The following is a 13,604-nucleotide window of genomic DNA, read 5'->3' on the forward strand; positions in this document are numbered from 1 at the left end:
AGTTAAAGAAAAATGAAGTAAAGCCGTTTAAACTCGCAATTTAATAAGTAATCTGTTGCTTTAGTCGACTAGTGTCCAGTATTAGGGGGTTAGACCGAATTTTGGTTCATTTGAAGCAAAATGAGCCATGTTAGGTCATAAAAGTTGTACATTATACAACAATGAGGCGAGAGAGACAGGATATGAGCAGTAATTGTTGCACTTTTTACAACATCATACTTCAAGGAATCAAATAAGCCTCAAATAAAACAGCCGCATGAAACAGAGCAGGAGCTCTGTTTCATGCGGCTGGTCTTTCGTATGGGCGTCATTTCTTCGCCGCAGCAAACTCTGTTTTGATTTTACTTAACAGCTCTGGGCTAGTGAGTACTTCGTATGCTGTGAAAGCCAGCAGCTTAGCTGTGAAAATCATGGCATTAAGAGCGGGTTCCTGCAGCGCGAGATCACGGAACTCCTTGGTATGGAGCATATGTCTCTCGTCTACAACTTTGACGAATGGGTGAATCGTCGGGCATTGGGTAGACACGTTGCCTAGGTCGAGGGAACCGTGATCCTTGCCAACTTCGATCTCTTTCGGATCAATTCCCATTGTTAATAACTGATCAGTAAAGACGGCTGATAGTGTCTCATTGGTTCGAAGTTCGTCATACGAATACTCGTAAAAGGAAGTTTTTAACGTGCAGCCAGTTTGCAGGGCAGCGCCCTCAGCACAGTGAAGGACTTTCTGGACGAGCTCGTTCGTATACGTGCGTGAAGCTGAACGGACATAGAACTGAGCGACGGCATAGTCAGGGATAATATTTGGAGCTTTGCCGCCTTCGCTGATGATGCCGTGAATACGAGCATCTGACTTGGTTTGTTGGCGCAGCGCATTTATGGAATTGAAAAGCTGAAGCACAGCATCAAGCGCATTGACGCCTTCATAAGGTTGTGCAGCTGCATGAGCGGAACGACCAAAGAATTCGTACTGAATAGCATCCATAGCTAGTGATTCGCCTGACTTCTCATATGTATAGTACGGGTGAGCCATCAGCGCAATATCCACATCTTTGAATAGTCCAGCCGCGGCCATTGGCACTTTGGCGCCCTTGGTTTCTTCGGCAGGTGTGCCATATACACGGATACTGCCTCCTGTTTCGTCGATGACCGACTTAAGACCTATGGCTGCGCCAATACTCATCATGCAGATAAGATGGTGACCGCAAGCGTGACCCAGGTCGGGCAATGCGTCATATTCAGCTAAGAAGGCCACGACAGGGCCGGCTTTACCAGAATCATATGTAGCAATAAAAGAGGTTGCAATATCTAATACACCGCGTTCAACATGGAAGCCATGATAGGCCAATTCCTCAGTTAAGCGATCAGAAGCTTGAAATTCTTCATGCCCTAGCTCCGGGTTTGCCCCTATAAAGCTGGATATGGCTTTGAATCTGTCCACATGGCTTTCAATGGTTTGCGTAATCGTTGTTTTCATAAATGGAAGGCTCCTTTGTTGAATGGTTCTTAGCTCCATTGTAGTATAAAGGAAGGCGAACTACCACTTTAGAGCGCACTGGGTTACAATTAACGAACACAAAAGAGTTAACAAACGTAATCTTACGAAAAAAATTTTTCTGCGAAATATTAGGGGGACTCTCACATGATGAAATATGGAGCCGAACATGAAGAACACCGATTTACATTATCTTTCACAGAATCAGAGGTAAGAGGGCAATGGCGCGACATTTTCTTAGGTATTCATAAAGAGGTTGGCGAGGAGTTTCCGGAGGATTTAATCGATCCCTCTATCCTAGTTATCTGTAATCTAGATGGAGAAATTGTTCAAATTGTTCTTCACGACGAGGGCTGTGATTGTGAATTCCAATTTACGTTTTCGGAAAAGGCACAAATCGAAAATTATGTGAAGCAGTATGTAAACGTATAAAAAAACGACGAAAGAACTGGTAAGAGTGTCCCTTCCCAAACTGGGCGCTGGCGCATATAGTATTATACGTCAGGCTTTAGGGAGAGGATAGCAATGGAAAAGACGATCAATTATTTGGCATTTGGAGATTCACTAACAGTTGGTTTTGGAGCTCCGGAAGGTCACGGATTCGTATCTATCTATCGGCAAAAGTTGGAGCAATTGCTGAAGGTTCCTATTCACTTAAAGCCTGCAGGCAAGAATGGTGCTACAACTAGTCAATTGCTTCAAACACTTGAGTTAGATCCGCAGATCCAAAGGGATATAAGAGAAGCGAATCTCATCACGATCACAGCTGGTGGCAATGACTTAATCCAGGCAGCAATTCCTTTCTTTTATCAAGGAGATCCTGCTTACTTAAAATCTGCTCTTCAAACGTATGAATCCAACTATAAGAAATTGATCGGTGAAATTGAGGCGCTGCGGCAAGGGGTTGAGGAGCCTTACTTAATCGTTTTAGTCGGGCTCTACAATCCTCTGCCGCAGGTGCCGGATGCCGCATATTGGGTACAGCGCTTTAATTTATTTCTTCGCAAATTAGAGCAACCACATATTCTTGTGGTTCAAGTGTATGATGCTTTCGTAGGGCAAGATAGCCGTTATTTATCAGAAGACGCCATTCATCCAAATGAAATTGGTTATGAAGAACTGGCGCGTCAAGTGGAGAATGCGGTTTCTCTCCAACACCTCCAGCAATTGATCCAATAATTAAGCGGGTATGACATACCAGAAAATGGAGAAGAAATGACAGGCGCTACCAGCAAGCACGAAAACATGCCATATGGCATGGTGATAAGGGATGCGCCGCCATACATAAAAGATGGAACCAAACGTATAGAACAGTCCGCCTACGACAAGCCACACGATACCGCCAAATGGCAGGTTTAAGTACAATGGTTTAAAGGCGAAAACGATCAGCCAACCCATGAGTATATAACAAAGAGTTGAAACCAAGACGAATCGTTTCACGTAGAAAACTTTCAAGACAATCCCGGCAAGCGCTAAGCCCCAAATCACACCCAAGAAGGTCCAGCCCAATGGTCCTCGCAATGTGACGAGTAAATAAGGTGTATAGCTGCCTGCAATTAACAAATAAATGGCGGAATGATCGAGAAGCTCAAACACATCCTTCAATCGAGGATGGCTCACACTATGAAGCAGCGTGGAGCAGGTATAAAGTATGACTAAAGCTGCACCAAAAATGCTGAAGCTTACAATGTGCCATATCGTGCCATGTAAGGAAGCCTGCACGATGAGCAGGACAAGCGCTGCGATGCTTAACAACACGCCTACGCCGTGGCTGATGGCGTTGGCCTTCTCTTCCCGAACGGAATAGTCCATAGATAACCCTTCTTTCGCTCTTAAATATCCTACTACCTTATAGATTGGACGATGAAAAGATGTTTTTACCTTCATTTCAATTAATAAATAAAATAGCTTTAGTCACAGGAGCAGGAAGAGGCATTGGCAGAGCGCTAGCGATAGGCATTGCTGAGGCGGGGGCAGACGTAGCTCTTTTTGCGCGTACAGCGAGTGATATTGAGGAAGTAGCTCATGAAATTCGTGCCTTGGGACGAAAGGCATACCCGTTTACGGTTGATGTCACGAATAGAGAACAGATCGAGGAAGCTGTCCAACAAATCATTGAACATACGGGTCGACTGGATATTCTAGTGAACAATGCGGGCATGAATATTCGCAGTCAAGCGCTGGCTGTTACGGATGAGGAATGGGACACGATCATGCAGACGAATCTTAAATCTGCTTTCTTGTGCTCTCAAATCGTAGGTCGTCACATGCAGCAAAAGGATTATGGAAGAATTATCAACATCGCTTCTGTTGCAGGACAGGTTGCCCTTCGAACAGGTGTTGTATACGCAGCAACCAAAGCTGCGATGATCCAAATGACGAAGGTGCTAGCACTTGAATGGGGTAAATATGGGATCAATGTGAATAGTATTGGACCATGGTATTTCAAAACACCATTGACAGAGAAAATACTTGCTAATCCGGATTACCTAGCCGAAATTATTGCGGGTACGCCTTTAGGGCGCGTGGGTGAGCTTGAGGAGTTGGTAGGGCCCGCTGTTTTTCTCGCTTCAGATGCGGCGAATTATGTAACAGGTCAGACCCTGTTCGTTGATGGTGGGATGACCATTTACGGCTTCTAAATTGGAGCTGCTTTATTTTGTAGGATTGAGCTTTCCGACTTGTTCAATTATACTTTACACAATCTTAATAGAGTTGTTGCGGGTTCAAGATAGATAGACAGCATAGATAGATTAATAGATAGACAGCATAGATAAGGTGGTATGACCGCAATGTCCCGGGTTCGCATATTTACAGATAGTACAAGTGACTTAAGCGAAGAACTTTATCGACGCTTTCAAATAGAGGTGGTGCCTCTTTATGTCATTTTTGAGGATAATTCCTACAAAGATGGCATTACGATAAAACCTGATAGACTATATGAATTAGTTGACCAAACCGGCAAGCTGCCCAAGACTGCGGCTCCATCTCCTATTGATTTCGAACGAGCGTTTGAACCCATTATTCAAAGAGGAGAAGACATTGTCTTTATTGGTCTTTCTTCTGAGCTTTCATCAACGCTTCAGAATGCTACTATTGCAGCTGCGAGTTTTCCAGAAGGCAGGGTAACGGTCATTGATTCTAGAAATCTATCAACAGGAATAGGTCTACTAGTTTTAAAAGCTGCGCAAGCGGCAATAGATGGTCGGAGCAGCGCTGAAATAAAATCATTGATTGAACCTTTAATCACCCGAATGGAAGTTGAATTCATCATTGACACATTGGAATATTTGCATAAAGGCGGAAGATGTTCAAGTGTTCAGCATTTTATAGGGAGTCTGTTGAAAATTAGACCGATCGTTAAAGTCATTGACGGGGCTATGATATCGACGGATAAGGTAAGAGGTAAACGGGAAAAAGCACTCCATCAGCTTCTGGAAAATGCTTTAGCGCAAAAGGATGACATGGACACGGAAATCCTGTTTATCACTCACTCTTCGGCAGCAGAAGAAGCCGCTTACATCAAACAACAAATTGAACAACAAACGAATGTGAAACAAGTTCATATAACTGAAACGGGCTGCGTTGTTGCCAGCCACTGCGGACCGCATACATTAGGTATTGTTTTCGCCAAAAAATAAGAAATGAGTGGACACCATGACGACAATCAAGATTATCACAGATAGCAGTTGCGACCTCCCCGAAATGATTGTAGACGAGATAGGGATTGCGATTGTTCCATTATCCGTACATTTTGGAGAGGAATGCATGCCACCTGACATGGTGCTAGCTGATTTTTATGCGAGAATGAAAAAGGAGAGCGTCCTGCCGAAGACGTCAAGTCCGGCTCCGCAGCTATTCCTCGCTGAGTATCAGAAAGCCCAAGTAGATCAAGATATTCTTGTGATCAGTCTTTCATCGGCTCTTAGCAGTACTTACCATCATGCAGTCATGGCTAAAGAGATGCTTCTCGAAGAAGGTTATACGGGTCGTATCGAGGTTATTGATTCGAAAACAACTTCACTTGGACTTGGCGTTCTCGTCTATAAGGCAGCCAAAATGGCAGAAGCGAATGTTCCATTTGAACAAATAGTAGAAGAAATAGGTCAATCCGTAACGACTTCAGGCACTTTTTTCTTTCTAGACACATTAGAAAATGTAATAAAAGGTGGCAGACTCGACCGAGTGCGCGGAGCTGTTGCGTCTGTGCTGAATATAAAGCTTTTAATGAAAGGCAGTGAAGAAGGTACCATAGAAGTGATTGAGAAAATCCGTGGTACCCAGCAAGCTTTGAAACGATTGATCACCAAAATTGGGGAAGCTCACCACGATTTCGATAAAGATGTGATTGCTGTCGCGCATTGCAATTGTGAGGATAGAGCGCGTGAAGTCTTGAACCAACTGCTTGAGAAATATCCTTTCCGTAAAGTACTGTTCTCTAACATGGGAACGGTTATTGGTACCTACGCTGGTGAAGGCGGCGTATTGATCGCTTATTAAAAATGGAGAAAAGACACCTATTTACTCGATCCTAATGATCGGTGAAGTAGGTGTCTTTATTCATTGTACAAACTATGAATTTTACATTATTGTTGGCCAACCTTGCCCCTCACGGGGAGCCACGGAATTAATTTCATCTGTAAAGTTGTATAGCGTGCAACAATTTATCTCGATTTCTTTTACCGACGTGAAGATGTTGTAAGCTGTACAACAATTTATTCGAATTTCATGCCAAATGGCTATTTTGGTGATAAAATGTTGTGTTTTCTGCAACTTTCTCAGAGATAACGGAGTAAATCTTGGAAAATGTTGTACAAACTACAACACTTCTTGAAATTATTCAGGATAATGGGTTTCAACTATCTCCGTATCTTCCGTCGAGACAAGAGGGGACAGCTCGCCTGGGGCCATCAGCCATAATTCATGAAGCGCGCGCGTACAGCCTACATACAAAAGCTTGGCATCCATAAAAGTGGCTTCGTAATGCCCGGCAGTAACATCCATGAGCAGCACAGCATCAAATTCAAGTCCCTTGGTCAAAAAGACGGGAAGGACTGAGATGCCACCGCGGTATACCCGCTGCTTGGAGGTTATGAGATTCGTTTCGATGCCAGCTTCAGTCAACGCATCATGAAGCTCTTGTGCTTGCTTCTCCGTACGGGCAACAACAGCGATTGTACTCGAGCTCCCTTGTTTCAAGGTTGCGATGGCACGCTGCAGCAGCGGCAATCGGCCTTTGATATCCGTCTGTAGAACACGGACTTTGTTGCCGCTGCGGAACACTGGAACAGCAAGGAGCGGATTCTCGACGCCTCGTTTTAAGACCTGATTGGCAAACAAGATGATTTCCATCGTGGAACGATAACTGCGTTCAAGTTCGAAATAACCAGTCTCTTCTACTTCAAACAAGCTGGAAAATTCCTTCCAGTCTGTGATGCCTTGATAAGCGTGAATTCCCTGTGATAAATCGCCTAGTATCGTGAACGAACTATTCCTTGTATAAGAATCAAGCACAGCTACCTGGAAAGGCGAGAAGTCCTGCGCCTCATCGATCACCACATGGTCGAATAACCGATCTGAGGGAATGCCGAAAAGGCGTGTATGAATATAAAGGAGTGGAGCGAGATCCTCGAGCTGCACTTCTTTTTTCTTGAAAAGCTTCAGCGAAGCGGTGACAATAGGTTCTGGTATTTGGCTGAGCAGGTCAATGGGCAAGCTGTCTGGGCGACCTTTGTCTGAGAAGAGCATTTTGTAGAAGCTGAATGCCGAGTGATCAGGCCATCCTGTCAGATACGTGCGCAGGCGCTGAGAAGCTTTCTTTTTCAGCTCTTTCTTCCGACTTTGCTCCCAAATCTTGTCGAGCTGAATTTCCATCCAGCGTTTGATCCGAGCAATGACACGCTCGCGCCTTTTGACAAGCGGATAATGCTTATTCTCAACGAAAAACCATTCGCGAATGGTTGCAATTGGAAGCTTGATACCCTCCCACGGGATGAAATCGGAAGTAGGTACATAAGACTCCTCGAACCTTGTGAGACAGAGATCTAGGTATTGTTTGAAAGCAATGGATCCTTTAAATCGTCCCGGTGCTTGATCATCTACCGGCGGTCTTTTGCTGCCGAGCGAGAACCAGGTTTGAAGAACTAGTGATTGATCCGCTAGCTTCACTTCTTGGTCGAGCACATCGATTGCCCAATCTGTGAAAGTGCTTTGCTGGATATTTCCGACTCCAAGTTCAGGCAGTACGCCGGATATGTAGTCGAGAAACATGGAGTTTGGTGCAAAAATAATCATCCGTTCTGCACGAACCTGTTCACGGTATTGATAGAGTAAGAAAGCAAGTCGATGCAGGGCGACAGTTGTTTTACCACTTCCTGCGACCCCTTGGATAATCAGTGCGGTATTTTTCGCTGCGCGGATAATGCGGTCTTGCTCAGCCTGGATTGTAGATACAATGTCGCGCAGCTTATTGTCTTTATTTTCGCCAAGTCGGTAGAGTAAGAACTCATCGCCTACGGCAAGAGAGTCTGCATTGCGGTCATAGGTATCAACGACACGCTGGAGAATTTGTTTACGGACAACGAGGTTTCGTTTGAGATATACGAGGCCATCGATAAGGCCGTCCGGTGAATCATAAGAAGCTGCGTCCAGTCCACCCGTGAATGAATAGAAAAGGCTAGCGACTGGTGCCCGCCAGTCAATGACAAGCAATTGGCCTGTTCGCTCGTCCTCGACACCTGATTTGCCAATATAAAGCGGAAGGGCGGAAGCCGTTCCCGTCTCTTGGAAGTCAAGGCGGCCGAAATACGGTTCATCGACGGCTTTAGCTAAATTGTGTCGACCATTCTCGCGTGCTGCCTCCAACGCTTGCTCCGTTAAATCCGGTCCATAATAAACAGGAGTCGACCTAAGCCGCTCAAGCTGTTTGTCAATTTCGGCATTCGTTCGTTCAAGTTGTTGTAATTCTTCTTGATAGGCACTTTGAGTCTTTGTGTCCAAGATCAGTTACCTCCTAAGATCAGATGTTGTTTATTTTATGAAATAAACAGGTAAACAATATATCACACCTGTCAGTATATGGGAAGCGAAACAGTCAAGCTTATGATTTGGGCTCTCCTAAGAAAGAATGTTATAATGGACAGGAAGGAACTTATTATAATTTAAAAGGAGCGTGGAGGTATGTCCATCTACAATATCGAGGTTAAAACGATCTCAGGCGAAACGAGGTCACTATCCGAATATAAAGGAAAAGTGCTGCTCATTGTAAATACAGCAAGTGCATGCGGGCTTACACCGCATTATAAAGGGCTCCAAAGCTTATATGAGCAGTACCAAGATAAAGGATTGGTAGTTCTGGGATTCCCTTGTAATCAATTTGGCGGTCAAGAGCCAGGCACGAATGAAGAAATCCAAAGCTTCTGTGAGCTCAACTACAACGTGACATTCCCGTTATTTGATAAAATCGATGTGAAGGGTGAAAATGCTCATCCCTTATATACTTACTTGTTAACTCATACACCTGAAACCTATCGGACAGGAGAAATCGAATGGAATTTCGTGAAATTCCTAGTTAATGCCAGCGGTATTGTTGTTAAACAGTACAGCGCTAGTACGGATCCAGCGACTATCGCTCCGGATATTGAAGCAATTTTAGCATAGAATAAATAAAAAAGCTGTTGCATCTACGATAGAGGCTCGCTATAATCATAATAATCATGAAGTTGAAGGAGACGAATCATATGAAAAACACAGCTTGGTTCGTACAAATTCATTATTTTTATAGGCGTTAGCACACACCTGTACATATCAGGGTGGGCTAACGCATTTCGCGTTGGCCTCCCTGCGGGATAGCAATTCGCGCAGGACCATAGGTCCGGCGCGTTTTTTTATCTCGTTAAGAATGGAAAGGGTGGATGGTATGCAAAACGTGGAAGGATCAAATGTAGGTTGGAGTTCAGAAGATTCGTATGGAAAGCAGCAAGAAGAGCAAGCTATGGTCATCCTTCTTGACCCTATAGCTTCTGAAGCTGCAGGTCGAATGAAAAATGAGCTGAAACTAGCTGGTATAGGTATTATGATCGTTGATGAGAAGTTAGATTTGGATAAGCAGCTAACTGCTGCGACAAAGCTTGGAATTCGTTTTATTATCTGCATAGGCTTGGAAGACAGCTCGACTGACCAAGTGAAGTTAATGGATATGCAGGATCTACATGAGAAAGTGATGCCGATGGATCAAGCGATTTATTGCATCGAAAAGATTTATCCGCCAGCAGATTTTACATAAAAAGAGAGTGGAGTGAAGAGATGAAGCACCGATATGGATTTATATTTGCACATCCGGATGATGAGACGTTTCTTAGTGCGTGCATCATTCGCAAGCTTGCCGATCAAGGGGAAAATCCTGTTTTGTTGTTGGCAACACGAGGTGATGCGGGAAGACAAGGGCTAGAGCGGGCAAAAGATCGATCAGAACTGGCTAAACTGCGAGAGAAAGAGATGGAGGAAGCCGCCAAAATACTGGGCTTATCACACGTGGAGCACTTAGGTTGGCCAGATGGTCAGCTCGCAGAGATTAATTTCGATGCACTAGTTGCAGGTGTTATCGCTTTTATTCAGCGGTACGAGGTTGAGGTACTATTCACTTTTCCAGAGGATGGGGGCAATGGTCACCCTGATCATATCACCATTTCCAAGGCGACAACGGCGGCAGTATTAAGTGGGAAATGTCCGAGTGTACGCAAGTTATATTATGCAGCAGCAGCTTCATTACTAGCAAAAGGTCACAAGCCTTCGATAGTAGTAGATACAGAAGCTGGTTGGCCGATCAAGGCAGCAGCCTTGCGGGCTCATGCAACTCAGCATGTAACAATTTCCAAACATTTCGGTGAACTTGATGTTTTTCCGGAAAATCGTCGATGGGAAGCTTTTGTGCTCGGTTGGCAGGATGGAACGATATGGCCAGAGCAGGACTTAACGAAGGTACTGGAAGAATAGGGAAAGTAAGTGGTATAATAGGGGACAAGGCAGGTGAACGACTTCATGGCAATTATAGCCAAAATTGAAGCTGTACTTATCGCGGATGACGCTTCAACGTTTGTAACGAGAGAAATCGACGGTGTCGAACTAAGTTTTGGGGGCATTGAAGGCGATCGTCACTTCGGTTTATTCGCCAAAGCGGACTCGCGGCAGCCCATGTACAAAAGAGGCCAAGAGATAATGAATCGTCGTCAACTCAGTATTGTATCTGTTGAGGAACTGCAAGGCATTGCGCAGCGACTGGGTGTGGAAACAATTAAACCTGAGTGGTTGGGTGCAAATATTGTTGTGAGCGGTGCTCCTGAATTAACCAAGCTTCCTATGGGAATCCGAATGATCCTGCCAAGTGGCGGCGGACTTGTGTGCGAAGGTGAGAACGAGCCTTGTGCAGGTCCTGGTAAGCAAATTGCCAATTACTACGGAGACAGAAGTCTAACGCAACAATTTATCAAACATGCTGGGCAAAGTAGAGGGATTGTCGCTTACGTGGAACGCCCAGGTGAACTAAAACCAGGTGACTTGGTCGAGATTCAAATTTAATTGCATTTATTTCATAAGGTACCCCCAGAAGTGTGCGCCTCTTCTCGAAATCTATATTAGAGAGATTTATCATAGAGAATTGGATCAGGAAGGTGTAGAGAAATGTCACTTTGCAACTGTGAAACATGCGGACAAGTTTATATTTCGAAATTTGAAAAGCATTGTAAATCTTGCTCCCAGCTTCAAATAAAAGAGTCCCACAAAGTGAAGGATTTCGTTCGGGCTCATCCGCGTGCCACACTTATTGAGGTTTACCACCAAACGGGTGTATCTTTGAAAACGATAAAAGAACTTATGAGAGCTTGAATACATAGAAAATGACAAAAACCATGATGATCTTCATTGAAGATTTCATGGTTTTTTTTATGTGGGAGCGGATTGATTGGATGCGCCTATAAGGACTGGGAGGCAGCGATAAGAAGTGGTGAGGAACTAGTGAAAGGAACCAGCTAAAGGAACTAGAATGCGCTATTTGTCTCAAATATACGCCTATATTCGTTTAAAGGGAATAAGGATTCGTTATTTTGCAGTTCTTGTCCAAAAATACGGCATTTGTAGGGAAATAAGTGATTGACGTTCCGTTTCCAAAGCAAAATAGCGACTTTCGAGCAAAATAAGGCATTGGCGTTCCGCTCATGAAGGTTCAGGGTGGGGGTATTATGAAAGTGATAGCTATTCTAGTATATGAATCAGTTGAAAACCAGCACCCAGCTCCCCCCGCCGCGCTTTTACTGGTTCAAAAGGAAGTAACTGAGACAAGTAAGAAAAAGCCTTCAATTCCCAAGGGATTGAAGGCTTTTTCGCTATTTTAAAGCTCTCACTATCGCTTAGCAAACACATCCAGAAGAAGTTCATCCTTCACTGGATCTTGAACATCCCAGGCTGTCGCGAATCTAACTTGGTGAGAAACGCCGACAATTTCGTACTTCTGAACGAGATGTTGGCGGGCGGAGCCGATAATGAGCGAATGCAGCCGCAGCTGCTTCTTCTGACCAAGAGCGCCAAGCTTTTGCAGCGTTGCTTTGGAGATTTGGCCGACACCATCGGTGACCATCACGAAGTCGGCATCGTGAAACTGCCGCTCGTGCTGTACGATGTCCATGCCTCTGCTCAGCGGCGCGTCGAAGTTCGTGCCGCCACCGAAAGCGAGCTGAGCCAGACCATAGAAGCGGTCCCAATCCGGCCGCTTATAAGATAGTACATGCTCGATGAGCTCGCCCTTCGCCCCGAACAAGAGCAGGACGAAGTCCCGCCGCTCGAGGAGGGAGAAGGAGGCAAAGGTCGCCGTAAACAGCTGCGCAAGCCGCAGCTTGCTGCCTCGCATCGAGTGGGAGGTATCGAGCATGCAGATAACAGGACCTTTCTGCGGCTCTTCAACTGAGCCGGTGTAGTTGTAGGTCATGAGCTTATTTTCCATCCATTTGACGAGAAAATAAGGCTCGAAATCTTCATCAGCGAGCAGGCTGGCTTCGCTCGGAAGCAGATGCGCGATGTCGCCAGACTGGCGCAAATCATCGTAGGCTTCCGGAACGTAAGGCGAGCGCAGCTTCTTCCGCTGCACCCGAAGGTGATGGATGTTCCGTCCCACCTCCTGCAGGAAAGACACCAGATCCTTGCTGCGCTTCAGTTTCTCAATCCACTGCACGTAGCGCTCGAACGTCTGCCGCCGCAATTTCCCCAGCTCGCTGCCCCAGCGCCGGTTCGCTAGCCGCTGACTCGCTTGCACGAGCTCGTGCACATTGAAGCTGTCCGTCTCTTCGAGGGACAGCGTCTCCTTTAAAGCCTGACCGAGCCAGTCGCCAAGCTCGGCCTCGATCTCCTTCATGGCCGCGATGTCGCGCGCGCTCATGCGGTCCAGCTGCCGCTCGCGGCGCTCGAGTTCCTCTTCCGCCTTGCGCAGCTTCGCCTTCAGCTTATCGCGCTTCATGAACTCGGTGCGCATCTCGCTTTGCAGCTCCGTGATGCGCTGCTTCAGCGCGCGTATCTCCTCGGCGATGAGCGGCCTCGAATCGACGGCTTCCTGCTTGTCTTCGACGGCGCGTTTCCCTTGCTGCAGTGTATACCCAACGAGCCGCAGCTTCTCGATTTGCTTCTCGGAGAGACGCTCACTGACGCTCTTTTCCTCTTGCCCGCTCATCTGTTGCTTCTTCTCGAAGCCGAAGCCGCTCATTTGTTGTTCCTTTTGTCTGCGTTTGACTTCTTTTTCATAGGACTCGGTAAGCCACATCAGCGCCTTAAGCGCTGTTTTGAAAGAAGCATTTACTTGTCCAATTGTTCGAGGATGTATGGACACATAGAAGTACTGCTTGCGCAGCGTTAAGACCATCCAGCGGTGGAAGGGGGTTTCCTCTACGGTGCCGTCCACATCAGGCTTCGTTAAATAGAAGCACATAAAGAAATCTGCAAAAAGTTCAAGCGTAAACCAAGGGGCTTGCCTTACGGCCTCGCGCATCCATTCTTGTGCGACGCGCGATGAGTGTACGTAGCCCTCGAACACATACCTGTCAACCCGAGTGCAGCGTATGATCATATAGGT

At 45.8% G+C, this 13,604-nt stretch carries 14 protein-coding genes; 10 read left to right on the plus strand and 4 right to left on the minus strand.

The annotated features are described in order from the left end of the window. Nucleotides 1-307 precede the first annotated feature (307 nt). On the minus strand, nt 308-1,474 hold the full coding sequence (locus tag ASD40_RS07235) for a M20 family metallopeptidase (RefSeq protein WP_057302651.1): 1,167 nt from the start codon (nt 1,472-1,474) through the stop codon (nt 308-310). A gap of 165 nt (nt 1,475-1,639) precedes the next feature. On the opposite strand from ASD40_RS07235, the gene ASD40_RS07240 reads away from it, so the two are divergent. Together ASD40_RS07240 and ASD40_RS07245 are read left to right on the plus strand one after the other, a co-directional pair. Continuing rightward, nucleotides 1,640-1,924, plus strand: a complete 285-nt coding sequence (locus ASD40_RS07240; RefSeq protein ID WP_057302652.1) for a hypothetical protein — start codon at nt 1,640-1,642, stop codon at nt 1,922-1,924. A 93-nt stretch (nt 1,925-2,017) separates the two neighbouring features. Further along, nucleotides 2,018-2,671, plus strand: a complete 654-nt coding sequence (locus tag ASD40_RS07245; RefSeq protein WP_057302653.1) for a GDSL-type esterase/lipase family protein — start codon at nt 2,018-2,020, stop codon at nt 2,669-2,671. On the opposite strand, the gene trhA is transcribed toward ASD40_RS07245, so the two are convergent. Beyond that, nucleotides 2,672-3,304, minus strand: coding sequence for a PAQR family membrane homeostasis protein TrhA (gene trhA / locus ASD40_RS07250; RefSeq protein WP_057302654.1), 633 nt, complete (start codon nt 3,302-3,304; stop codon nt 2,672-2,674). It lies immediately after the preceding gene. 59 nt (nt 3,305-3,363) lie between these two features. On the opposite strand from trhA, the gene ASD40_RS07255 reads away from it, so the two are divergent. The 3 genes from ASD40_RS07255 (at nt 3,364) to ASD40_RS07265 (ending at nt 5,992) form a co-directional block, all read left to right on the plus strand. Beyond that, a complete protein-coding gene (locus ASD40_RS07255) occupies nt 3,364-4,134 on the plus strand; it encodes an SDR family NAD(P)-dependent oxidoreductase (RefSeq protein ID WP_057302655.1) in 771 nt (256 codons plus the stop codon). A gap of 150 nt (nt 4,135-4,284) precedes the next feature. Further along, the gene (locus ASD40_RS07260) at nt 4,285-5,133 is read left to right on the plus strand and encodes a DegV family protein (protein WP_057302656.1); all 849 of its coding nucleotides are present in this window, start codon (nt 4,285-4,287) and stop codon (nt 5,131-5,133) included. 16 nt (nt 5,134-5,149) lie between these two features. Continuing rightward, a complete protein-coding gene (locus tag ASD40_RS07265) occupies nt 5,150-5,992 on the plus strand; it encodes a DegV family protein (protein WP_057302657.1) in 843 nt (280 codons plus the stop codon). A 336-nt stretch (nt 5,993-6,328) separates the two neighbouring features. Here ASD40_RS07265 and ASD40_RS07270 read toward each other — a convergent pair whose 3' ends face one another. Beyond that, the gene (locus ASD40_RS07270) at nt 6,329-8,491 is read right to left on the minus strand and encodes a HelD family protein (protein WP_057302658.1); all 2,163 of its coding nucleotides are present in this window, start codon (nt 8,489-8,491) and stop codon (nt 6,329-6,331) included. Nucleotides 8,492-8,671: 180 nt separating this feature from the next. Between ASD40_RS07270 and ASD40_RS07275 the strand changes: the two genes are divergently transcribed. The 5 genes from ASD40_RS07275 (at nt 8,672) to ASD40_RS37085 (ending at nt 11,880) form a co-directional block, all read left to right on the plus strand. Then, nucleotides 8,672-9,151 carry a glutathione peroxidase gene (locus tag ASD40_RS07275; protein WP_057302659.1) on the plus strand — a complete coding sequence of 160 codons (480 nt, stop codon included), beginning with the start codon at nt 8,672-8,674 and terminating at the stop codon, nt 9,149-9,151. Nucleotides 9,152-9,410: 259 nt separating this feature from the next. Next, the gene (locus ASD40_RS07280; protein ID WP_057302660.1) at nt 9,411-9,776 is read left to right on the plus strand and encodes a His/Gly/Thr/Pro-type tRNA ligase C-terminal domain-containing protein; all 366 of its coding nucleotides are present in this window, start codon (nt 9,411-9,413) and stop codon (nt 9,774-9,776) included. A 20-nt stretch (nt 9,777-9,796) separates the two neighbouring features. After that, a complete protein-coding gene (locus tag ASD40_RS07285) occupies nt 9,797-10,486 on the plus strand; it encodes a PIG-L deacetylase family protein (RefSeq protein ID WP_057302661.1) in 690 nt (229 codons plus the stop codon). Between the two features lie 45 nt (nt 10,487-10,531). Further along, complete coding sequence (locus ASD40_RS07290) at nt 10,532-11,068, plus strand: MOSC domain-containing protein (RefSeq protein ID WP_057302662.1); 537 nt, start codon at nt 10,532-10,534, stop codon at nt 11,066-11,068. A 659-nt stretch (nt 11,069-11,727) separates the two neighbouring features. Beyond that, nucleotides 11,728-11,880, plus strand: coding sequence for a hypothetical protein (locus tag ASD40_RS37085; protein ID WP_156389919.1), 153 nt, complete (start codon nt 11,728-11,730; stop codon nt 11,878-11,880). A gap of 8 nt (nt 11,881-11,888) precedes the next feature. Here the strand turns inward: ASD40_RS37085 and ASD40_RS07300 are convergent, their stop codons facing one another. Further along, a complete protein-coding gene (locus tag ASD40_RS07300) occupies nt 11,889-13,598 on the minus strand; it encodes a vWA domain-containing protein (protein ID WP_057302664.1) in 1,710 nt (569 codons plus the stop codon). Between the last annotated feature and the right edge of the window lie 6 nt (nt 13,599-13,604).

The organism is Paenibacillus sp. Root444D2, from assembly GCF_001426375.1.
Taxonomy (GTDB): Bacteria; Bacillota; Bacilli; order Paenibacillales; family NBRC-103111; genus Paenibacillus_E.